The 22,881-nt window shown below is 40.6% G+C and carries 18 protein-coding genes and 1 pseudogene; 9 read left to right on the plus strand and 10 right to left on the minus strand.

The window, feature by feature from the left end; translation table 11 throughout:
* The first annotated feature begins 77 nt into the window (after positions 1-77).
* Positions 78-3,428: a DEAD/DEAH box helicase gene (locus tag C4F49_RS03140; RefSeq protein WP_196934432.1), complete on the plus strand. Its 3,351-nt coding sequence runs from the start codon at positions 78-80 to the stop codon at positions 3,426-3,428.
* A 10-nt stretch (positions 3,429-3,438) separates the two neighbouring features.
* Here the strand turns inward: C4F49_RS03140 and C4F49_RS03145 are convergent.
* From C4F49_RS03145 to C4F49_RS03160, 4 genes and pseudogenes are all read right to left on the minus strand, one after another.
* Positions 3,439-4,765 (minus strand): annotated as a pseudogene (locus C4F49_RS03145) (serine hydrolase domain-containing protein).
* A gap of 57 nt (positions 4,766-4,822) precedes the next feature.
* Positions 4,823-5,377, minus strand: a complete 555-nt coding sequence (locus C4F49_RS03150; protein WP_196934433.1) for a pentapeptide repeat-containing protein — start codon at positions 5,375-5,377, stop codon at positions 4,823-4,825.
* Positions 5,378-5,540: 163 nt separating this feature from the next.
* The gene (locus tag C4F49_RS03155; protein WP_196934434.1) at positions 5,541-7,343 is read right to left on the minus strand and encodes a tetratricopeptide repeat-containing sensor histidine kinase; all 1,803 of its coding nucleotides are present in this window, start codon (positions 7,341-7,343) and stop codon (positions 5,541-5,543) included.
* Position 7,344: 1 nt separating this feature from the next.
* Positions 7,345-7,677 (minus strand): hypothetical protein, encoded by a 333-nt coding sequence (locus tag C4F49_RS03160; protein WP_196934435.1) that lies wholly within the window; start codon positions 7,675-7,677, stop codon positions 7,345-7,347.
* 206 nt (positions 7,678-7,883) lie between these two features.
* On the opposite strand from C4F49_RS03160, the gene C4F49_RS03165 reads away from it, so the two are divergent.
* The gene (locus C4F49_RS03165; RefSeq protein WP_196934436.1) at positions 7,884-8,606 is read left to right on the plus strand and encodes a LytR/AlgR family response regulator transcription factor; all 723 of its coding nucleotides are present in this window, start codon (positions 7,884-7,886) and stop codon (positions 8,604-8,606) included.
* Between the two features lie 38 nt (positions 8,607-8,644).
* Here the strand turns inward: C4F49_RS03165 and C4F49_RS03170 are convergent, their stop codons facing one another.
* Entirely contained in the window at positions 8,645-9,715 is a 1,071-nt protein-coding gene (locus tag C4F49_RS03170) for an NAD(P)-dependent alcohol dehydrogenase (protein WP_196934437.1), read from the minus strand.
* Positions 9,716-9,758: 43 nt separating this feature from the next.
* The gene (locus C4F49_RS03175) at positions 9,759-9,923 is read right to left on the minus strand and encodes a hypothetical protein (protein WP_196934438.1); all 165 of its coding nucleotides are present in this window, start codon (positions 9,921-9,923) and stop codon (positions 9,759-9,761) included.
* An 86-nt stretch (positions 9,924-10,009) separates the two neighbouring features.
* Here C4F49_RS03175 and C4F49_RS03180 point away from each other — a divergent pair, with 86 nt between their 5' ends.
* The gene (locus C4F49_RS03180; RefSeq protein WP_231388188.1) at positions 10,010-10,360 is read left to right on the plus strand and encodes a hypothetical protein; all 351 of its coding nucleotides are present in this window, start codon (positions 10,010-10,012) and stop codon (positions 10,358-10,360) included.
* Between the two features lie 166 nt (positions 10,361-10,526).
* Here the strand turns inward: C4F49_RS03180 and C4F49_RS03185 are convergent, their stop codons facing one another.
* The 4 genes from C4F49_RS03185 to C4F49_RS03200 all read right to left on the minus strand — a co-directional run bounded on the left by C4F49_RS03185 (position 10,527) and on the right by C4F49_RS03200 (position 15,026).
* A complete protein-coding gene (locus C4F49_RS03185; RefSeq protein ID WP_196934440.1) occupies positions 10,527-11,132 on the minus strand; it encodes a flavodoxin in 606 nt (201 codons plus the stop codon).
* Positions 11,132-12,115, minus strand: coding sequence for an aldo/keto reductase (locus C4F49_RS03190; protein ID WP_196934441.1), 984 nt, complete (start codon positions 12,113-12,115; stop codon positions 11,132-11,134). The genes C4F49_RS03185 and C4F49_RS03190 overlap by 1 nt, the downstream gene beginning before the upstream one ends.
* Before the next feature lie 166 nt (positions 12,116-12,281).
* Entirely contained in the window at positions 12,282-14,024 is a 1,743-nt protein-coding gene (locus C4F49_RS03195; RefSeq protein WP_231388189.1) for a chloride channel protein, read from the minus strand.
* A 60-nt stretch (positions 14,025-14,084) separates the two neighbouring features.
* A complete protein-coding gene (locus tag C4F49_RS03200) occupies positions 14,085-15,026 on the minus strand; it encodes a hydrogen peroxide-inducible genes activator (RefSeq protein WP_196934443.1) in 942 nt (313 codons plus the stop codon).
* Positions 15,027-15,150: 124 nt separating this feature from the next.
* Between C4F49_RS03200 and C4F49_RS03205 the strand changes: the two genes are divergently transcribed.
* The 6 genes from C4F49_RS03205 to egtB all read left to right on the plus strand — a co-directional run bounded on the left by C4F49_RS03205 (position 15,151) and on the right by egtB (position 22,877).
* Positions 15,151-17,307, plus strand: a complete 2,157-nt coding sequence (locus tag C4F49_RS03205; RefSeq protein ID WP_231388190.1) for a S46 family peptidase — start codon at positions 15,151-15,153, stop codon at positions 17,305-17,307.
* Between the two features lie 96 nt (positions 17,308-17,403).
* Positions 17,404-18,183 carry a TonB-dependent receptor plug domain-containing protein gene (locus tag C4F49_RS03210; protein ID WP_231388191.1) on the plus strand — a complete coding sequence of 260 codons (780 nt, stop codon included), beginning with the start codon at positions 17,404-17,406 and terminating at the stop codon, positions 18,181-18,183.
* Positions 18,184-18,252: 69 nt separating this feature from the next.
* Complete coding sequence (locus C4F49_RS03215; RefSeq protein WP_196934445.1) at positions 18,253-19,356, plus strand: lactonase family protein; 1,104 nt, start codon at positions 18,253-18,255, stop codon at positions 19,354-19,356.
* A gap of 342 nt (positions 19,357-19,698) precedes the next feature.
* The gene (locus C4F49_RS03220) at positions 19,699-20,667 is read left to right on the plus strand and encodes a zinc-binding alcohol dehydrogenase family protein (RefSeq protein WP_196934446.1); all 969 of its coding nucleotides are present in this window, start codon (positions 19,699-19,701) and stop codon (positions 20,665-20,667) included.
* A gap of 8 nt (positions 20,668-20,675) precedes the next feature.
* Positions 20,676-21,677 carry an L-histidine N(alpha)-methyltransferase gene (locus tag C4F49_RS03225; RefSeq protein ID WP_196934447.1) on the plus strand — a complete coding sequence of 334 codons (1,002 nt, stop codon included), beginning with the start codon at positions 20,676-20,678 and terminating at the stop codon, positions 21,675-21,677.
* Between the two features lie 18 nt (positions 21,678-21,695).
* Positions 21,696-22,877 carry an ergothioneine biosynthesis protein EgtB gene (gene egtB, locus C4F49_RS03230; protein ID WP_231388192.1) on the plus strand — a complete coding sequence of 394 codons (1,182 nt, stop codon included), beginning with the start codon at positions 21,696-21,698 and terminating at the stop codon, positions 22,875-22,877.
* Positions 22,878-22,881 lie beyond the last annotated feature (4 nt).

Here is a 22,881-nt window from a genome sequence, read left to right on the forward strand (position 1 = left end):
ACTAGCAAGGCTTTTTTTATAGGCCGATTTTTATATATTTGGATTGGCTAGACAAAGCCTGGCTATTTACGGATTTAATGCAGCATTTCAAGAATCAACTCATTTTTTCGAACTATTCCTTTTCGTCTCTGACATTATTTGAGATTCAAAAGAATTGTGCGGATGCCTTTGAACCCGAAAGAGAAGATGCCAATAAAATTCAAGCTCATGCGATTGAATTGAATTCAGGTTTATTTATTAATCCTGCTTCTACGATCGAATTTCCAGCCGTGGCATTGGCGACAATTGATCGAACCATTATTTTGGAATGTTCCTGTCAGTCGAACAAAAAGAGACTCTGCCATCACATGGCTCTGGTCCTATTCGCTGTGATCGAGCGCCCCGAATACAGGATATTTTTTGATGAACGATTCAGGCAATCGAAATTAATCCAGCTTGCCAAGGAATATGGCTTGGAACAAGAAAAAGATTTGGATGCTTATTTCTCAATTTCTTATTCCTTGCAAGGTTTGTTGATCGAGCCAAAGATAAAAGATTTGGCAAAAATCAATTTCTCTGAATTGAAGCAAAAATTATTGCCCCAGCATGCATTTAAAATAGAAGAGTCAATTCCGCAACAAAACTATGATCAGCTAATCTTGCTTTTCCGAAAGCAAAAATATCAGAATCCTTTTGTGATCGAATTGGCGACATCAGCTATCAGCAAAAATGGAAAACTTAAAAATACGATAAGCCTTGTTGAATCGTCAAAACTGATTTGGAAGACAGCTGTCGCAGAAGAACTGAAATTTTTCGCAGCGGTAGCCAAACTCGAAACAAATCAATCGGAAGAGATGGAAGCGTCAGAGATGGAGGCCTTGAAAGTCATCGTGGCTAATCCTTTAGGGTTGAAATCCTATTACCATGACAGATCCATTTCAGAGAACCTCGTTGCTTCTTCACTTAATCCAGTATCATTGCGCGTCGCCGCCCTAACAGTAGAACTTTTTGTCTTTAAAAAGGAGCCTTTCTATGAAATTACTGGAGGTGTTTGGTTAAATGACATTTATATTTCATTCAGCTACCTGAATATTCAATTTGCGTGCTTTATTCTTTACCAGCCAGCTTTGCATTTGATAACCGATACGGATATTCTTCGCGTCATCAAATTCTTTAAATCCAATAATCAAATCTTTCTGATTCATTCTTCGAAATTCGAAGAATTTAAACAATCTATCTTGGTCAATTTGGAGAGCAAGCTCAAGATAAACTATGCCTACATTCAACCAGCTGTCAAAAAACAATTGGAAGAACAACAACATGACAAAGAAAATGAACGGATAATCTACCTAACTGATCGTCATCCATTTATTGCCATCACGCCTGTCATAAAATATGGCAGTATTGAAATCCCAGTCTTCTCAAAAAAGCAGATTTATGATCGCGATTTGAATGGCAATGAATTTAAGGTGGAACGGAACAATCAGCAAGAAATTCAATTTACCGGCCTTATTCTTCAGCAGCACTCTTATTTTGCGGAGCAACTCGAACATCAGGAATATTTTTACTTGCATAAAGACCGATTCATGGAAAATGATTGGTTTTTGGATGCTTTTGAAACTTGGAGAAAGAACGGAATTACAATTTTAGGATTTAATGAACTAAAGAAGAATAAATTAAATGCAAACAAAGCCGTTATTTCAATCAACGTAGTCAGTGGCATCGATTGGTTCAATGCGGAGCTAAAAGTGAAGTATGGAAAACAGCAAGCCACACTAAAGCAATTGCATAAATCCATACGCACTAAAAATAAATATGTCCAATTGGACGATGGAACGCAAGGAATTATTCCAGAAGATTGGTTTAAGAAGTTTGCAAACTATTTCGAAGTTGGAGAGATTGACGGAAATGAACTCAAGTTTTCAAAAAATAATTTTTCCGAAATCAAAAAGCTGTTTGACAAAGAAATCCTAAGCCAAGAGATAGAGACCGAATTAAAACAGTACGAGCAGGCATTCGCCGAAGGCATAACGATTCCTTCGATCGATGTTCCTGAAGAATTTCAAGGCGCGCTAAGGGATTATCAGCGTCAGGGATTGAATTGGCTAAATTACCTTGATGATTTTAACTTTGGCGGATGTTTGGCGGATGATATGGGATTGGGAAAGACGATTCAAATTCTAGCTTTCATTCTATCGCAAAGAAAAAAGCATTCCATGAACTGCAACCTTGTGATTGTTCCTACTTCCCTCCTGTTCAATTGGCAAGCTGAAGTCGAAAAATTCGCGCCATCCATTCGGTTGTTTACCCATTATGGTACTAACCGGATAAAATCTTCCAAACATTTGGGCGATTATGAACTTGTGTTGACGACTTACGGCATGTTGCTTTCGGATATTCGGTTCCTTAAAGATTTTACATTTAACTACATCTTTTTGGATGAATCCCAAGCGATCAAGAACCCAAACTCTGAACGCTATACCGCAGCTAGGTTATTGAAATCGCGGAATAAAATTGTTATGACTGGAACTCCGATCGAAAACAATACGTTTGATATTTATGGACAGCTTTCTTTTGCCTGTCCAGGACTTTTGGGAAGCAAACAGTATTTTAGGGCCATCTATTCAATACCAATTGATAAATTTTCGAATAGCAAACGGGCAAAAGAGTTACAGCAGCGAATCAATCCGTTTATTTTACGCAGGACGAAGAAGCAAGTGGCGAAGGAATTGCCAGAAAAGACGGAGATCGTCATTTACTGCGAGATGGATCAAGAACAACGGCTGCTCTATGATTCTTACGAGAAAGAATTGCGGGAATACATTTCGGCAGAATCAGATGCTGAAATCTTGAAGAATAGCATGCACGTCTTAACAGGCTTAACAAAATTGCGTCAGCTCTGTAATTCTCCCTTATTGTTAAAGGATGGAAATCATCTGGTGAATTCGTCTGCCAAAATGGATGTGTTAATGGAGCAGATTGAAAACAAATCATCACAACATAAGATTCTGGTATTCTCACAATTTGTCGCGATGCTAGACTTGATAAAAACCCAGTTGCAACAGCGGCAGATTCCTTTTGAATACCTGAGCGGGAAAACAAAAGACAGGCAAGCTCGCGTCGCCAATTTTCAGGAAAATGACGAAACGCGTGTCTTTCTGATCAGTCTTAAAGCTGGCGGAACAGGGTTAAACCTAACGCAAGCGGATTACGTCTACCTTGTCGATCCATGGTGGAATCCAGCTGTAGAAAATCAAGCAATCGATCGTTCGTATCGCATCGGCCAGGAAAAGAATGTCATGGCTGTCCGATTGATCTGCCAGAATACGGTCGAGGAAAAAATAATGAAAATGCAACAGAGCAAAAAAGAATTGGCAAGCGATCTAATTCAGACCGATCAGGCGTTCTTTAGCAGCTTAACGAAGAAAGAATTGCTGAATCTGTTGTAATCAAATTAATCTAGTCCTTTTTGTAATGAAAAACAGCACCTGATTGTTTTAAGATCATGGTCTTTTGCTCAACATCAAATTCCAAAACAATACCTGCGGGATCAAATTCAAACACATTTAATTCAGTAGCATCCAGCGGGAATTTGTCTTGACCTGTCGCTTGAGCATATAAAGTAGCATTTTCTTGCGTGATGGTAATCTTTAGAGAAATTTCAGACGATGAATACACGCCTAAATAGGGATCTAGTTGTTCAGCAGTTAGCTTCAGTTTTCTCCGGTGGAATGTTGGTACTACAAAAGGAACTCCATAGGCTGCATTTAGAACAACAAGACTAATATCATTGATGGTATAGCTACCTCCATTGGATGTCAATGCGTATGAAATATTTCCATCGTCATAATAAATCAAGCTAGACGAAAATCCATCAATGCCTCCACCATGACCAAAGCCAATGCGCTGGCCGAAAGGATATTGAAATAATCCTAATCCAAAACCATTTAAGAAAGTAGTCATTTGGTTCAAACTTTCTGCATTGACTAATTTCTCTGAAAATAAAGCATTTGCAAATGTTGTCAGATCAGTTGCGGTTGACACAATTGCGCCAGCACCCAATGGGAATCGACATATCCGTTTCTGAAAAAGCAATCCATTTCCCAGAGTGGCTGTATGATTTTGCTTCATTTTTACTGACGTCGATCTTTCCTCCAACATAGGTATTGGATAAATTAAGCGGTTTTGCAATCTTTTCTTTGATTAGTTTTGCATAGGGTTTACCATACACTTTTTCTAAGATAAACGTCAACAATACATAATTTGAATTGCTATACTCGCTTTTGCTATTGGGTTCAAACTTGCTCCCTCGCTCTACGATGATGTTAAGCAATTCTTGTTCAGACTTCGGCTGTGTATTCCATGTCGTATAATCTCGGCTATTTGTAAAACTTGCTATCCCGCTGCTTTGGTTCAGCATATTTCGAATGTTGATCTTATCTGCGTTAATTACTGTTGGAAAATAATTCGAAAGAAGGGCATCCAATTTGAGCTTGCCCTCTTCAACAGCCTGCATAATTAAAACACTGGTGAATGTTTTGCTGATCGATCCCACGCGATACTTCGTATTCTGGTTTGCCAAAACATTATTTTCAGCATCAGAAAACCCGACTGATCTTTCGTAGATAAGATTGCCGTCTTTAGTTAGCGCAACATTTCCCATGAACTTATTGTTCACAGACAAACTATCATAAAAGACATCCAATTTTTTACGATCAAAATCTTGAGCACCAGAAATAGCAGGTAGAAATCCGAACAGGATCAGAATTAAAATATGCGTTTTCATTGTATCTGTTATTTTTAAAATGAAGATACAAATAAAGTTTAATTAATTAAAAAACAATTAATTAACCACAATATCAAACTGCACTAGCAATCCCCTGACTTCTGCGATAGAAAATTTTGCTTTCTTGATTTTATTGGTCAATGGATTAATGTGGTAATTGATAGCCGAACGAAAATCGGCCTTCTCCAAAATACTGCGATCGAAGATTGCTCCGGAAAGATCACAATCGGTAAATTCGGATTGCGAAAGATCGGCTTCTGTAAAATCCGTTTCTAGCAATTGGGATGCAGAAAATGTTGTTTTCTTCAACTTGCATTGGTAGAAAGATGCATGCTGCAGCTGGCAATTTGAAAAACTCACCGCCAAGCCAAATGGATTGCATGCTTCGAAATGCAAGCCCAGCAATTTACAGCCGACAAACTGCACATCACGCAATAAGGCGCCTTTTAAACTAACTAAACTTAAATTACAATCTTTGAATTGACAATCGATAAAGGTGCGGTTCGAGAAATCGCCATTTGAAAAATCACAGGAATCAAAGACACAGCTTTCGTATTCGGCAATTTCCAGTTGATGTACCTTTTCAAATTTTTGATCGTAATAGATTTCCATGCGCGTTGATTTAACTGTAGCGAATTTACAATTTTAAAAAAAGCAAGCAAGCGCAAAAAACTAGAATTTTATGCACATTTTAGGCGATTATTCAGGGAAATAGATCGGCATTGCGCAGCATACAAAGGATCACAACGGACTAAAAAAATAGAAACCCCTATCCTTATGTATCGACAGAAAGGATTAGTGGCAAACAGATAACTGCGATGGTTTCGTCACCAGTAGTTGTAATCGAAAAACTAGCTCTTTCGCCCGGATATTGCTTGTTGATCAAGGCGATGCGCTCTCGGATCGAAGCTAGACCCATTGATTTTTCTTTTATGCTATTCGTCGCTTTGCTGCTCGGTTTGGTTTGAAAACCTACCCCATTATCTTTGACGGTAATGCATAGCTGCTCCTCGGATTTTTCTATGGACACGGATAAGTGAGCGTCATTGGTTGGCTGCACAAGTAATCCATGTAAAACAGCATTTTCAATTAAAGGCTGAATCAGCATGGGCGGCAACAAAATATCCTTTAAGCGGATATTTTCCCCGACTTTGAAATCGTAACTGAATGCATTTGAAAATCGCATGGATTCTAATTCCGTGTAGAGCAATAAAGATTTCCATTCTTTATCGGCCGTCACCAAACTTTTGGTCGAATTTTCTAAAATCAGGCGGCTTAATGCAGCAAATTTCTGTATCAGACGAGATGCTGTCCTTCGCTCATTATCCATAATATAGGATTCAATCGAATTCAATACATTAAAAATAAAATGAGGGTTCATCTGCGAGCGGACGGATTTCAATTCGCTTTCAGACAATTGGTATTGATGCAAGAGTTCTACAGCTTGCTGTTCGGATTGCTGTTTTTGCGAAGCATGCTTATACTTTAACTGCCGAATGCGGTAGAGGCTCACAAAAAGGATAAGCAAGGCAATGGAAACTATCAAAAGTATCAGGAAATTCCGTTCTTTCTCTTTTGTTTTGGCATCCGCCAATACAAGTTCCTGTTGCTGGATAAATAAGCTATCCTCTTTTTGCCGAAGTTCATATTTGGCCGTCATCGTGGCAACTGCATTCGCAATATTTTCGGAATTGATGCTGTCTTTTGTCAATGTTTCGAGCTCCTTATAATAAAAGGCTTTGTCGAAGACATCCAATTCGTGATAGACTTCCGCAAAATTATGGTAAAGTACGGCTTTATTTGCTGAAGTGATGTAGGGATTCAAATGACGCTGTGCCTGTTCCAACTGAACAATGCTTTCGTTAAATTTCCGCTGATGCATCAGCAAATCTCCTTTATTGGCATAAGCGCTATATAACCCAATGCTGTCCTGTACCTGATTGAGCTCCTGGATAGCTTGGTCATAATAACGAAGCGCATGGGGATATTTCTTTTGCAGGGAATACGTATCTGCCGTGAACAATAGCGCATAGCTTTTTGCAGCATTGTGCGGCGAATGGGTATTGGTCACTTGATTAAAATAGTGGAGCGCAGAATCGAGCTGCTGGTTGCTCTTGTAAGCTAAGCCTAAATTATTTAGGCAATCGAACATGCTCGCGCTATCTTGCAGCAATTTGTCGTATTTTAATTGCTTCGCAAAATAAGCGATCGCCAGCGGGTAGCGTTCGGTATAATTTTGTTCGATATCGCCCATGCGATTATACAAAAAAGATAAGTCGGCATATTCGGTTCCATTCGCCAGTGCAGCAATGGCTTCTCCATAAAAATAAATGCTGGAATCTATTTTGCCGAGGGCTTCATAGTAGCTGCCCAAGAAGCTATTTACTTTTTCCGAATATTCCGGATCTTTTCCTTTCAATGCTTTTGCCTGAAAAGCCAGGCGTAGCGAAGCTTCATAGTTCTGATTGGCCGAACTATCTTCCGCGGCGAGCAATAAGTTCTTATAGCCAGATTGAGATATACCTAAGAAATAGATTGACGAAAAACAGCAGATCAAAAAAGTTCTTAGGTATATCATCTTATTTTTTAATTTTTAGATTTAGCTTCAGATTGTTGACGGAATTCAGCACATCATCAATCGTAATTGGGGGTCTTGGTTTTGGTTTAATGATCACGGTCTGCTTCCCAACCTCTTGGCCTTTGTCATAGAAGCTTGCGACCATTTCTTCTCCCTTAAATTTAATGCGGATCTCGATGTCTTCAGGCTTTACCGTCTTTGAGATTTCAAATTTGGCCGCTAGCGCTGGTGTTGCTTTCTCCGTTACCGAAACCTTTGGTTTGACGGCAACTTTTTTCGCTTCTACGGGAGCTTTTGCTTTACTTACTTCGGTTACTTTTTTTTGTGTTTTCATTTTGTTATACAATTAGTTTATAAAATAGCATTCTTTCGCTGAACACTTAGAATGAAACAATTAACAATCGAATATACAGAATAATGCATGTACTCTTTTAGGCTTCGCTCATTAAAACAGTACCTTCGCTCATTCAAATCCCCCCTTCACGCCGACTTTGGCTAAAAAGAAATAAAAGCACTAAATTTAATAAAAAATAGAACAACATGTTAAAGGCCGTACTCTTAGACGATGAGCTTAAAGGTAGCAAATTACTGAACCAAAAATTAGCATTTTTTGAAGATGAGCTGCAAGTCATTGCAATCTTCAATCAACCCGCAAAGGCTTTGGAAGAAATCGCCCAGCTGAAGCCTGATGTGCTGTTTTTGGATGTAGAAATGCCTGAAATCAATGGTTTTCAGTTTCTAGAACGCTTAGGAACATTTGATTTTGAAGTTATTTTCACGACAGCCTATGACAGCTATACCTTGGATGCGCTGCGCATAAGTGCGGTGGATTATCTATTGAAGCCTATCGACGAAGAAGAGCTGGAAACGGCCATTCAGCGACTTAAAAAAAGAGTGAAAGAGAAAACGCAGGTCAAATCGCTGGGCAAAGAAAAGCCAACGAACAATCGTTTGGCGCTGCCAACGGTGGAAGGAATTTATTTGGTCGATAAATCGAATATTATCCGTGTGGAAGCGATGAGCAATTACAGTGTGTTTATCGTGTCCGAAAGAAAAAAAATCGTGGTGTCCAAGACGCTTAAAGAATATGAGGCTATTTTGGAAGATGCGAACTTTATCCGCATCAATCGTTCGGTCATCGTCAACTTATCCTATGTTGTCAAATACCGAAAAGGCGATGGTGGCACGCTGGAGCTTTCGGATGGTTCGGAAGTGGAGGTATCGAGCCTGCGCAAAGAAGAGGTTTTGCAGAAATTGTTCTAAAAAAAAGAGGCATCCGAATGGATGCCTCTGCTCGTTGATTAATTCTTCAGCGAAGCCATGTCAATCACAAATCGGTATTTCACATCGCTCTTGAGCATGCGCTCATACGAACCGTTAATGTCCTGCATGTTGATCAGTTCGATCTCCGAAACAATATTGTGTTCCCCACAAAAATCAAGCATTTCCTGTGTTTCAGCAATCCCTCCAATCACCGAGCCAGCGACCGAACGCCTGCCCATGATCATAGGAACTGTATGGAGCATTGGATCCAATGGGCCTAAATAACCAACCAAGACCAATGTGCCGTTGATGGTCAATGTAGCGATGTAAGGGTTTACATCATGCGCGTAAGGAACCGTATCAATAATCAGATCAAATTTTCCGGCAGCACCTTTCATTTCTTCCGCATTAGTAGAAATAATGACTTCATCCGCACCTAAGTCTTTGGCATCTTGGATTTTATTCTCACTGCGTGAGAATAAGGTAACCGAAGCGCCCAGACCTTTTGCCAATTTAATAGCCATATGTCCCAAACCTCCCAATCCGATGACCGCGACTTTGCTTCCTTCTTTTACATTCCAATGCCTCAATGGCGACCAAGTGGTAATTCCAGCGCAAAGCAATGGAGAAACCGCCGCTAAGTCCAAATGTTTTGGAACGCGGAGCACATAGGATTCGTCAACGACTACTGTTTCGGCATAGCCGCCGTAGGTTTGTCCGCCAAGGTGGGCATCTTTTCCATTATAGGTTCCTACGAAGCCATTCAAGCAGTATTGTTCCAAATCTTGCTGGCAACTTGCGCAGGTATGGCATGAATCGACGATGCAGCCCACTCCTACTAAATCGCCAACCTGGTGTTTGCTGACTGCAGAACCTACAGATTTCACGCGCCCAACGATTTCATGTCCCGGTACAGCAGGATATTTTGTGCCGCCCCAATCATTGCGGGCAGTGTGCAAGTCTGAATGGCAAACGCCACAGAATAGGATTTCGATTTCTACGTCTTTTGGCGTAGGGTTGCGCCGCTGGATCGTGAGTTGCTCAAGATCTGCATCGGAAGCTTTTGTTCCGAATGCTTTTACAGCATATGATGTTATGGTCGTGCTCATTGTTGTGTTCTATGTAATTACTATTTTGTTGCCACAAATCTACTTAATTCCTTGCGCCTGCAATTGTAATTTTTTCAAGGTCTGTATTAAATTTTGTTAATTCTTCTGCCGAAAACTCATAATTCGCGGCGCCTAAGTTCTCTTGGATATGCGCTAACTTGGTCGATCCCGGAATGGGAACGATATATACCAATTTTACTGATAGCATTTTTGTGGGCATAAATTCTCAAAAAGAACCTGCGGTTGGAAAAAAAAATTGGGTACTTTTTTCTGTTGTTACCTATTTTCAAAAAAATGTTAGGTGTTTTTATGCTGGCGTTCCCTACTTTAAAAATTTTGTTCCCTACTTTTTCCGCCGGATTACCTAAAAACTTTTTCAAGTTCCCTAATCCAAAAATTTTGTTCCCTACTTTTGTCGCCGGATTACCCAAAAACTTTTTCAAGTTCCCTAATCCAAAAATTTTGTTGGGTACTTTTTCTCTAGCGCTACCTACTTTCAAAAAAATGTTGGGTACTTTTTTCCTATCGTTACCTACTTTCAAAAAATTGTTGGATACTTTTTCTCTAGCGTTACCTACTTTCAAAAAATTGTTCGGTACTTTTTTTCTGGAATTAACCAATAAACAAAATAGTGTGTGTTACTAAAAACCGCGTTTAAAGCCTTTTTAATCGGATTTATAAGAATAATTTCGGAAACTAGTTGATTTTTGTTCCGCATATTCTTTTGAATTTGCTTGTTCGACGCAAAACCCTGCGCTTCCTTTTTTTATTTTGGCTGCCAGGGCTATCAGTTAGAAACCGAGTTTCTTTCTTAAAAACCAAGCCTTTCTAACCAATTAAGCACATCAGCTTCAACTTGCTTGGCCTTTTCGCCTTCCATAACGTTTAAAATAGTATCGCGTTCGACCCCTCCTTTTGTGGAGTATCCATCTAGGACAGAACTATTCGGCACTAAAGCTTTCAGTTGATCGAAACTGCTTCCGATTCCATAGCCTGCGTTGCTGTTTAAGGGGATAATCGTCTTCCCTCGAAAGCCATCCGCATGGAGAAAGCTCTTTATCGGAGGAGGCAAGCGCATTCCCCAAGTAGGGAAACCAACAAAAATCACATCGTAATCCGCTAGGTTTATCTTCGTCTTTAATTCAGGCAAAAAACCCGACTCATTTTCTTGGGTAACCTGATCCACGATCGCTTTGTAGTCTTCTGGATAAGGTGTTTTTAATTCCAGTGGCAAAATAGTTCCTCCCACTCGCTTATGGATGCTTTCCGCAATAAATTTGGTATTGTTTGTTCTGGATAAATAAACAATCAGCACATTCTTATCCTTTTCTTTATCTTGCGCATCTGCGCATCCGAATAATGAGCAGATGACCGCAAAAATCAACAGGTATTTTTTATCGATTAGCTTCTTTTTCATTATTTCCCTACTCTTGCTTGTAAATCTTTTGGATACCGATCGCCTTGGATGGCTATTTGCGAAGCAATTTGCTCAATCTTCGAAAGATCGTCCTTGCTGAGCACAACTTCTGTAGCGCCAATATTTTCTCTTAGCCTAGAAATTTTAGTCGTTCCGGGTATTGGGACAATCCAAGGCCGTTGCGACAGCAACCAGGCTAAAGCGATTTGCGCTGGCGAGGCATTTTTCTCGTTAGCAATCGAAGTCAGCAAGGTAACTAATGCTTGATTTTCTTTTCGGTTCTCTTCGGTAAAGCGAGGAACAACATTTCTAAAATCAGTCTTGTCGAATTTGGTATCTTCAGTAATTGCACCCGTCAGAAATCCCTTACCCAAAGGACTGAAGGGCACAAACCCAATGCCCAGCTCTTCCAATAGCGGAATGATCTGCTGTTCAGGTTCGCGCCACCACAACGAATACTCACTTTGCAGTGCAGTCAGCGGCTGCACGGCATGCGCTCTGCGAATGGTCTGCGCCCCCGCCTCGGATAGTCCCCAATATTTGATTTTGCCTTCTTGAATCAGGTCTTGAATCGTGCCTGCAACGTCTTCTATCGGAATGCTTGGGTCGACCCGATGCTGATAATACAGATCTATAGAATCCCTGCGCAAACGAATCAAGGAAGCTTCGGCAACCGCACGGATATTTTCTGGACGACTATCCATTCCCAAGGCAGTCTTGCCTTCTTTGAAACCAAATTTTGTTGCGATTTGGACTTGATGGCTAAATGGCGCAATCGCCTCGCCTAGTAATTCTTCATTCAGCGCCGGCCCATAGGCTTCCGCAGTATCAAAAAATGTAATTCCCTGCTCAAACGCCGAACGGATCAATGCAATTGCTTCCTGCTTGTCCAAGGCTGGCCCGTATCCAAAACTTAATCCCATACATCCCAAACCCAATGCGGAAACTTCTAAACCTTGATTGCCTAAAATTCTCTTTTCCATATTTTTATTGATCGTAATTAATTCCTAGGTACAAATATCCGGGATGATGTGCTAGCAATTGGTATATGGATTACGGATTTTTATACCATAATTGCAGATGGAAAGGATTTGAGGGAGGGATTATGAGAAGTTGGCGTATCTATCCAGCTAAACTTTATGTCGCATGTTATTCCAAATATTTCCCTTGGCGCATAAGCAATGCACGATACTTATTAAATACAGATGATTTGGAAACAAAACCCAAATAATGATTCTCGTCATCAACGACTGGCAGAATCCACACGTCATCGCGATTCATTTTGGACATTACGATTTCCATATTCTCTTTGTCCTTAATAATATCGTTCGGTTTTTGCGCGAGCTGTTCGAAGGTTTTTTCAATCCCTTCTTCCTCCCGAAGCAGGATGCTGAACAATTTTTCGCTGTAAATCAATCCTAGGAATTTGCCTTTTAGGTCGACAATAGGAAATATATTCCGTTTGGAATGGATAATTTCAGTTTGACGGTCCAAAGGAGTTTCATTCGGCCGAAGAATAATAAAGTTATTTTCCAGAATATACCGAAGCTTCATCATGCTTAAGACCGTTCGGTCTTTATCTTCATAAGAAATCAAATCTCCTGAATCCGCAAGTACTTTCGTATAAATCGAATGTTTCATGACCGCTCGATTGATTAGGTAAGAAATCGACGCAACGAGCATTAGCGGGACCATCAAGGTGTATCCTCCCGTAATTTCGGCAATTAGAAACATGCCTGTCAATGGCGCATGCATAATACCGCTTAAGGCAGCAGCCATTCCAGCCATCACAAAATTAGGCACATTCAACTGCACCAATCCCGTCAAGTTTAGACCATAAGCAAAGGCAAATCCAATCAATCCACCGATAACCAAGCTAGGCCCGAAGACTCCCCCATTTCCTCCCCCATTAATCGTAAACAACGCAGCAATGGATTTGGCAAAAATAACCAGAACCGTATAGCAGAGCACCACCCAGCCCATGTTTCGGTAATCCGAAAACAAAGAGTTCTTCACAATCGAATCAAAGTTTCCATCTAGAATTTGCTGTATGGCTAAATAGCCTTCTCCATACAAAGCTGGAAAAATAAAGATGAGGATTCCCAACGAAATGCCGCTAAGCCAGACTTTGTTGTATGGATTTGAAATTTTTCCAAACCAATTTTTAACTGACGTACTGATCCTGGCGAAATATATCGTAAACAGACCAACGATGGCAGCTAAAAGCAGGTAAAAGAACAAGGCTTCGACTTCCCAATCGCTGACCGTCGTATGAAATAAGGGTTCGCTATACAATACGCGCGACACAACGGAAGCTAAGGCCGCTGAAATCAGTAAAGGGATAAATACCGGAATCGAAAATTCCGACAACAAAATTTCAATGGCAAAAATCATTCCCGCCAAGGGACTATTAAATGCGCCGGATATTCCTGCCGCAGCACCGCAGGCTAACAATAAGGTGACTTCCTTGTATTGCAAACCAAAGAAACGACCGGTATTCGAACCGATAGCCGAACCGCTATAGGCAATTGGCGCTTCCAAACCAGAAGAACCTCCAAATCCAACAGTCAATGCCGCCGTAATGATTTGCGAATACACATTATGCACATCAATGCGGCTGGATTTCCGAGAGATGGCATATAAAATTGGCGTTATGCCATGGTCCAGAGATTTACTTTTGATGAATTTTCGAACATAAAGTACGGATAGGAAAATGCCGATTAACGGGAAAATCAAATAAAACAAATATTTGTATTCCCATTGCACATCGTCCTGCAAAGTCGATGCAATAAAATGGGTTAATCCTTTTAATATGGCCGCTGCCAATCCTCCGATAATCCCCACGACAAACGAAAGAAGGATTAGAAAATTCCGATTCGAAATCTTCTGCATTCTCCACTGGTTTAGTCTGTTTAGGTTCTCTTTAAAATTAAACTTCATTATCTCTTTTTCTTACAGGTCAAAACCCATAACTTCTCTTTTCTTTTTATTTACAAATTTCTGAGGGACGGCTTTCAATATCGATTCCCTCAAGGTTAGGATTGCTTGCTTCTTCACATAATTTTGCGTGGTCACAATGCTTATCTCTCTGACAGGCTCTGGCGATTTAAAATAGCGTATATATTGCAGTTCGTCTTCATTGTAATTGTGGATGCATAATTCTGGCAAAATCGTAACCCCTCCGTTGATATCCACCATGCGTTTCAATGTTTCGACGCTTCCCGTATTGTAATCAAATGTTGCATCCAGACTTTCATTGTGCTTATAATGGCACAGGTTCAGCACTTGTCCGCGCATGCAATGTCCTTCATTTAGTAACCACAGTTTCTCTTCCGAAATATCGTCGGCATGGATAACCTTCTTGGCAAATGTTTTGGTGTTTTCAGATACATAAGCCACAAAAGGCTCATAATACAAAGGCACTTCGTGAATGGCCGCATCCTGGAGAGGCGTCGATAGAATACCACAGTCTAAGGTTCCGTTTTTCAGTTCCTGAACAATCCTTTCGGTAGTATATTCCCAAATCTGAAGTTTAAGTTTTGGAAATTTCTCTAAAATGGACGTAATGACTTCGGGCAACAAATAAGGTGCAACAGTTGGGATAACGCCAATCTTAAGCTCGCCAATCAATTCCCCATTATCTTCCTGAATAATTTCAGCTATTTTTTTACTTTCATTAAGAATAATGCGCGCTTGCGCAATAAGCTTAACACCAATTTCTGTTGGGACGACGGGTTGTTTGCTTCGATTGAATACTTTTGCGCCGATAGATTCTTCCAGCTTCTGGATTTGCATACTCAATGTGGGTTGGGTAACAAAGCATTTCTCAGCTGCTGCAACAAAACTACGATAGGTATCTACAGCAACGATGTATTCCAGTTGAACAAGCGTCATGGTTGTAAAAATTTGATTTTACAAAGGTAGTCAAAGTAAATCCTTTTCGCCTTACTTTAATTGGTTAATCCATTTGATATTCGAAAGAATTAGTATTTTTGCTAAAAACTAAAAGACTATGCAAATGATTTCCAAAAAAATTGTAGCACTCCTTTTTATCGGTGTTGGCGTTTTTAACTTTTCGGCTTCAAGTCCTGATGAGGGGATGTTCCCTTTGAGCGATTTAAACCGTGCAGGATTAAAAAAGGCAGGACTGAAGATTTCGGAGAAGGATATTTATAATCCTGGACAGGTGGGCTTGGTGGATGCATTAGTTCAAGTTTCGGGATGCAGCGGTTCGTTCGTTTCTCCGAATGGATTGATTATAACGAATCACCATTGTGCATTCTCGGCAGTTCAATTGGCGAGTACGCCTGAGCAAAATTACCTGGAAAATGGCTTTGTAGCCAATAACCAGCAACAAGAAATTGAAGCCAAAGGATTGACCATCCGGATTACCGATTCGTATGAAGATGTGTCCAAACAATTATTGGATGCTGTCGCAAATGTGACTGACCCATTGGAGCGCATCAATATTATTTCTCAGAAAAGAGCAGAAATCGCGAGAAAAGCAGAGTCAGAAGACCCAACCATTAAGGCAGAGGTTTCTGAAATGTTTATCGGAAAGAGTTATGTGTTATTCAAATACAAAACCATTTCTGACGTGCGTTTGGTTTACATTCCCCGTCAGGATATTGGCGAATTCGGAGGAGAAACAGACAACTGGGTTTGGCCAAGACATACAGGAGATTTTTCGTTCTTGCGTGCATACGTAGCACCTGATGGTTCTCCAGCAACATACTCGACAAACAACGTACCTTACAAACCGAAGAAACATTTGAAAGTAAATCCTAAAGGCGTCTCTGAAAATGATTTCGTGTTTATCCTAGGTTACCCTGGAAGAACGTTCAGACATCGCCCTGCCGCTTACCTTGAGTACCAACAAAACTATTTATTGCCATACACTTCGGAATTGTATGATTTCCAAAACAACCAAATGTATTTGGCAGGAAAAGATGATAAGGCAACCGAATTGGCTTTAGCAACGCGCATCAAGCGAAATGCGAATGTCATGAAGAATTACCGCGGTAAATTAAAAGGACTGCGCAACATCAATCTGGTTGCTAGCAAAGAAAAAGAAGACCAAGCGTTAAATACCTTTATTCAAAGCAAAGCAGATTTAAAAGCAAAGTATGGTTCGTTGATGCAAGATATCGACGCCTACTATGATGTAATCTTTTCAGATGCAGAACGCGAGCTTTGGTTAAACAACAGCACTTCTTCCATCCGTCTATTGCAAGTTGCGGACATTGTTAATCAATTTCAGGAAGCATTGGCAAAACAGCCATCGGCAACACGCCAGCAAGAATTCTTTGACTTGAATGTCGAGAATGTAAAGAAACAGTTGGACAAAATTTACGAGAGCTACAATCTGCAGGTTGATAAAAATATCGGCGCATACATGTTTGAGACCGGACATGAGCTGAAAGATAAAAATGCGATCAGCAGTTTCTCAAACTTTCATTTTACGTCGAAAGAACAAGCTTCGAGTTTTATTCAAAATGCACTTGACAAAAGCAAGCTGAACGACAGACAAGTATTTTATTCCAAAGTATTGAATTCTTCGTCTTCATTGATGACGTATAGCGATGACCTATTGAACTATCAAAAAGCATTGTTTGCAGAATTGACAGCATTCGGTCAGGAACAGAAAAGACGCGATGGCGTTTTGAACAAATTGATGGGAGATTATGTAGCGGTGAAAGAATTGTATCAGGACAAAAATTTTGTTCCAGATGCGAATTCTACCTTGCGCCTGACTTTTGGAAACATCAAAGGCTACAGTCCGGCCGATGCAACCTATATGGAACCCTTTACCAAAGTGCAGGGAATTATCGAAAAAGGAAATTCAGATTTGCCGGAGTTCAAGTACCCAGAAACGATTCAGACCGCATGGTTAGCTAAAAACTTTGGCCCTTATGCCATGAAAGACATGAACGATGTTCCAGTGAATATTTTGTACAACATGGATACCACAGGTGGAAATTCGGGATCTCCGATTATGAATGCTTATGGTGAATTGATTGGCGTCAACTTCGACCGTGCTTATGATGCAACGATAAACGATTTTGCTTGGAACGAAAGTTATTCACGTTCCATCGGTGTGGACATCCGTTATGTGCTGTGGGTAGCAGATAAGATTGATAACGCCCAATTTATTTTAAAGGAAATGGGCATCTAGTCTAGACCGTAAAAAACCCTCAGCAAAAAAAGTTGAGGGTTTTTTGTGGAATTTGAAAATTAAAGCATCCTTCTGGACATTCTATTCAGAAAGCGCATGATAAAACTAGTAGTAAGTTGGATCTTTATAAGCATATCCTTGACTTCGATTGCCAAAAACGCCGACACCATACGATTGGACAGGATTAAACTATGCGTTCTTACGCTTGATCATTTAAAGTCGAAAGACCCCCAATTAAAAAAGGTTGAGGTCAATGAAATGAGCCTATGCGAAGGATTGGAAGCCAGAGATTCCCGATTCGTCAATCATGAAGGGTACACAAGTGATTTGTATCCGGGTGTTATTTTTCAGCAGTATGAAGAGAAAGATCAGCGCATCGCTAAATTACAGCTTACAACAAAGTTTAAAGGTTATTTGCCTGACGGAAAATATGTTGATTTATCCAAATTAAAAGCTAAAGACATCATCGCTCAGTACGATGGATTAAATTATTGGGAAGTCAAAGGATGTTCCGATTACTTGGAAATGATTTTCAAAAATGAATTCTACTTCTATGTAGAAAAGGATGAAAATGTGGCATCCACTTATCCTATCAACGACGCTTATTATGAAAACCAGGCTCTAGCTGGAGTAGAAATTATTGCCAGTTGCTACGTAAGAGACCATCGATATCAAAAACGTGCACCTCTTTATGTTGTGGATGGAAAAATCATGGAATATATGGACATTCAAACGATTAATCCTGAAGATATTGAATCTCTTGAAATACTAAAGGATACAACAGCCACAGCCCTTTATGGAAGTAGGGCTGTGAATGGTGTAATCATTATTACATTGAAAAAGAAAAAGAAGTTTTTTCCATGGCCATTCAAGTAGATTGTGCGCATTTAGATTTCTAAATACATTCATTTCTTCCCATATTTGTTTATGCTTAAATCAAATTCCGTGAGAAAGTCTATCGCTATCTTTTTATTTTGCTGCTTATCGACCATGCTTTATAGCCAAACGCAACATCTTTTAGTAGGTACCTATACTAATTCAGGTAAAAGCGAAGGAATCTACACCTTTGAATTTGATGGGCAAAAGGGTACAGCAACACTAAGCCAAGCAACGCATTCGCCAAACCCAAGTTACCTGACAATATCTCCAAATCAGCAATTCGCTTATGCAGTCAATGAATCGGGTGATAAAAGCACGGTAAGCGCGTTTCGGTATGAAGCCAAGACTGGTGCACTGGAATTTCTAAATCAGGTTGATAGCGAAGGAAATGATCCATGTTTTTTGATCGCAGATCAGCATCATGTATTAGTCGCCAATTACAGCGGTGGTACTTTAGCTGTGTTTAAGATTCTGGAAGACGGCTCATTGGATTCAGCTTCTCAAGTAATTAAGCATACTGGAAAAAGCATTGACCCAAATGGAAGGCAGGAAAGCGCGCATGTACATCAAGTGAAATTTACTCCTGACGGAAAATACGTTATTGCGACGGATTTAGGAGAAGATAAAGTGTACACATACAGTTATCATCCGAAAAGCAAAGACAGCATCTTGCGATGGAAATCAGTGTACACGACGCAGGCAGGTTCTGGACCAAGGCATTTTGCCTTTTCTCCAAATGGAAAATTTGTCTATCTCGTTCATGAGTTCACTGGAAAAATCCAGACGTTGAGCTATAAAAAAGGAAAACTTACTTTCGTAGAAGAAATCAATACCGTTGCCCCTGATTTCAAAGGCAAGGTCGACGCTGCCGATATACATATTTCGGCGGACGGAAAGTTTTTATACGAAACAAACCGCGGCGATGCCAATACAATCTCAGTTTTTGCCATCGCAGCTAATGGAAGCTTACAAGCCGTTGAAACCGTTTCTACATTGGGCAAAGGCCCACGCAACTTTACAATCGATCCTTCCGGGAAATTTCTGCTCGTCGCAAATCAATCATCCGATTCCATCGTTATATTTAATCGGGATGCACTGACCGGAAAATTGACCGATAGCAGAAACCGGATTGACTGTGCAGTTCCAGTTTGTTTGGTTTTTCAGAACTAGCTCTTATAAAGTAAAGTCCATTCTTTTCTAATTATTTAGTTTGCTTTCTGTTAAGGCAAATGATGCCACAATGTATTGATTTGCACGCCCATGGCATTGCTTAAAATAGGCAAAGCCATAGCGCCCTTCTCCCAACTTGCATACGGCTCTCCTACCTTAATTTCTTAATCTAGATTAAGGGTGCGAATAACATATTCTACCTAATTTTGTTAACGAGCACAAGTAAGCTATCTTAAATTAAATGATGCTAAAGGCAGAAAAGCAAAACAAAAGCAGTTAGAATCCTGTTGTTCATGTAAGGAATCATCCGATACATGATTAACCGGAAATCAAGTTATAAAAATGAAAGCAATTGTACTGAGCGAAACTGGAGGTCCGGAACTATTACGTCTGGAAGAGCGGCCTATTCCTATTCCGCAGTCAGGAGAAGTATTGGTTAGCGTTAAAGGATTTGGACTAAACCGTTCGGAACTGATGACGCGAAAGGGTTATTCGCCCGACGTTAAGCTGCCGAGGATTCTCGGTATCGAATGCGTTGGCGTCGTTGAAAATGACCCGTCATATGAATTTGCCAAAGGCCAGCAAGTTGCTTGCTTTATGGGCGGAATGGGAAGAGATTTCGATGGCAGTTATGCCGAATACACAGCTGTTCCTAAAGGTATCCTGATGCCTTTTGTCAGTTCGCTTTCCTGGGATGTGTTAGCTTCCTTACCTGAAATGTTCCAGACCGCTTATGGCTCGTTGCATTTGGCGTTGAAAATTGAGAAAGGCGAAACGCTGTTAATCCGTGGCGGAACTTCTTCCGTCGGTTTGCATGCTTTGCAACTAGCCAAGGATGTTGGTCTTTCAGTTATTTCGACAACAAGAAACCAAGCTAAAACTGATTTCCTTTTGCAGCAAGGCGCGGACAAGGTGCTGATCGATGATGGAAAACTTAGCGCACAGATTCATAGCGATGCTTCTTTAAAAATCGATTCGGTTTTGGAACTTATAGGCACGTCGACTCTGCTAGATTCTTTGCATTGCGTAGCGCCTGGAGGAACCGTTTGCATGACCGGCATGTTGGCCGAAGAATGGTCGTTTACCGACTTTGCGCCGATGGAAAGCATTCCTGCGACTGTTCGCTTGACGACTTACGATAGCGGACAGTTCCGTGTAGAGCCTGTGCATTTTCAAGAATTTATCAATTCCATTGAAAAAGGAAATCTCTCTCCTATTATTAAACGTATATTTAAACTGGACGAACTAGCGGAAGCGCATGCATTTATGGAAAACAATTCCGGAGCAGGAAAAATAGTCGTCCTTACTTAAGAAATACTATGACCACACATAAATCGAATATAGAAACCGATAGCTCAACAACAGAAACAATACCTAACAGGAATGAAAAATTCCAAGAGGAAATTGTTGAGGGATTGCGCAGCACACCCAAAAAACTTTCTTCGAAATATTTCTATGATAAGAATGGCGACAAGCTCTTTCAAGAAATCATGGCTATGCCTGAATACTACCTCACGCCTTGCGAACTCGATATTTTTAAGAATAAAACTGTAGAACTTGCCGATAAATTATCGCTCGGAAATGAACCATTTGATCTGATAGAATTGGGTGCTGGCGATGCCTTGAAATCTTCTTACCTCTTTCGTCACTTTGTACGTGATGGACGCGACTTCTCCTATATGCCGATTGACATTTCGGGCAATATCTTGAATGAATTGCAGCAGCGGTTGCAGAAAGAATTGCCGAATTTGGATGTTGTCGCTTTAGAAGGCGAATACTTTGATATGCTGGAAAAAGCTTCGGCGATTTCTGAACGCAAGAAAGTTGTCTTATTTTTAGGAAGCAATATTGGAAATATGGAATTGGAAGAAGCTTATCAATTCTGCAACAGCCTGAATAAGAAATTAAACAAAGGCGATCTGGTTTTGATTGGTTTCGACTTAAAGAAAAACCCGAATACCATTCTGAATGCATACAATGATAAGAACGGATTGACAGCGAAGTTTAACTTGAACCTTCTGGTCCGCATCAACCGCGAATTAGAAGCAGACTTTGACCTTAGCCAATTCGAACATTATCAAACATACGATCCGATCAGCGGTGCATGCCGAAGTTATTTGGTTAGCCTTAGCAAACAGGATGTTAGCGTCGCCGATGAAATCATTTCTTTCGAAGAAAATGAACTCTTGGAAATGGAAATTTCACAAAAGTTCTCGAAAGCCGACATACAGGAATTAGCAGACAAGACAGGTTTTGCATTTGTTGATCAAATCGCCGATTCAAAAAATTGGTTTGTAGATGCAATCTGGCAAGTACGATAACACAAAAAACTGAACAACATGATCACAGCAACGAAAATGACCGCTTCTATCGCTGACTTAGCAAACAGCTATAAAAATATTCGCCTGCATTCGGTCAGCATCTGCGAACCGCTTGAAATCGAAGACTATGTCGTGCAGCCTATTGGCGATGTCAGTCCTCCGAAATGGCATCTCGGGCATACGACCTGGTTTTTTGAGACCTTTATTCTGATCCCTCATTCTCCGGGCTACGTTGTTTTCGACAAGCAATATAATTTTGTGTTCAATAGTTATTATGAAACGGTCGGTAATCGCGTAATCCGTACAGACCGTGGAAATCTAAGCCGGCCATCCGTTGCTGATGTATACCGCTATCGCGAATATGTAGACAACTATTTGTTGGATTTTCTGGCAAGCCATGCTGTAAGCACAGAAGTGAAGACTTTATTGGAATTAGGATTGAACCATGAACAGCAGCATCAGGAATTATTGCTGACAGATATCAAATATATTTTAGGACACAATCCGCTTTTTCCAGCCTATTCCAACCAGGTTGCTGAAGAAGCAGCGCTTGGGAATGCTGACTGGCTATCCTTTTCCGAAGGTGTATATGAAATCGGATTTGAGGGTGAAGGGTTTTGTTTTGACAATGAATTAAACCGCCATAAAGTATACTTGAATGATTTCGAAATCTCCAATAGCTTGGTCAGCAATGCAGCATACTTGGAATTTATGCAAGACGGAGGCTATGAAGATTTCCGCCATTGGCATGCGGAAGGCTGGGATTGGGTCAATCAGAACAAAGCAAAAGCGCCTTTGTATTGGCATTTGATCGAAAACGAATGGATGCAGTATTCATGGAATGGTTTGCAGAAACTTCGTCCAGAACAAGCGCTATGCCACATCAACTATTACGAAGCGTCTGCTTTTGCCTCATGGAAAGGAATGCGTTTGCCTACGGAAGCCGAATGGGAAGTTGCTTCTGGATCCTTTCAGTGGGGTTCGCGCTGGGAATGGACTGGCAGCGCCTATTTGCCGTATCCGGGATTCAAAAAAGTGGCCGGAGCAGTCGGTGAATACAATGGGAAGTTTATGGTCAGTCAGCATGTACTGCGCGGCGCTTCCGTCGCGACGCCCGAAGGCCATAGCCGAAATACCTATCGCAATTTCTTTCATCCGAAACTTCAATGGCAATTTACAGGAATCAGGCTAGCTAAATAAGAGG

This window comes from Sphingobacterium hungaricum (assembly GCF_015210005.1).
Taxonomy (GTDB): Bacteria; Bacteroidota; Bacteroidia; order Sphingobacteriales; family Sphingobacteriaceae; genus Sphingobacterium; species Sphingobacterium hungaricum.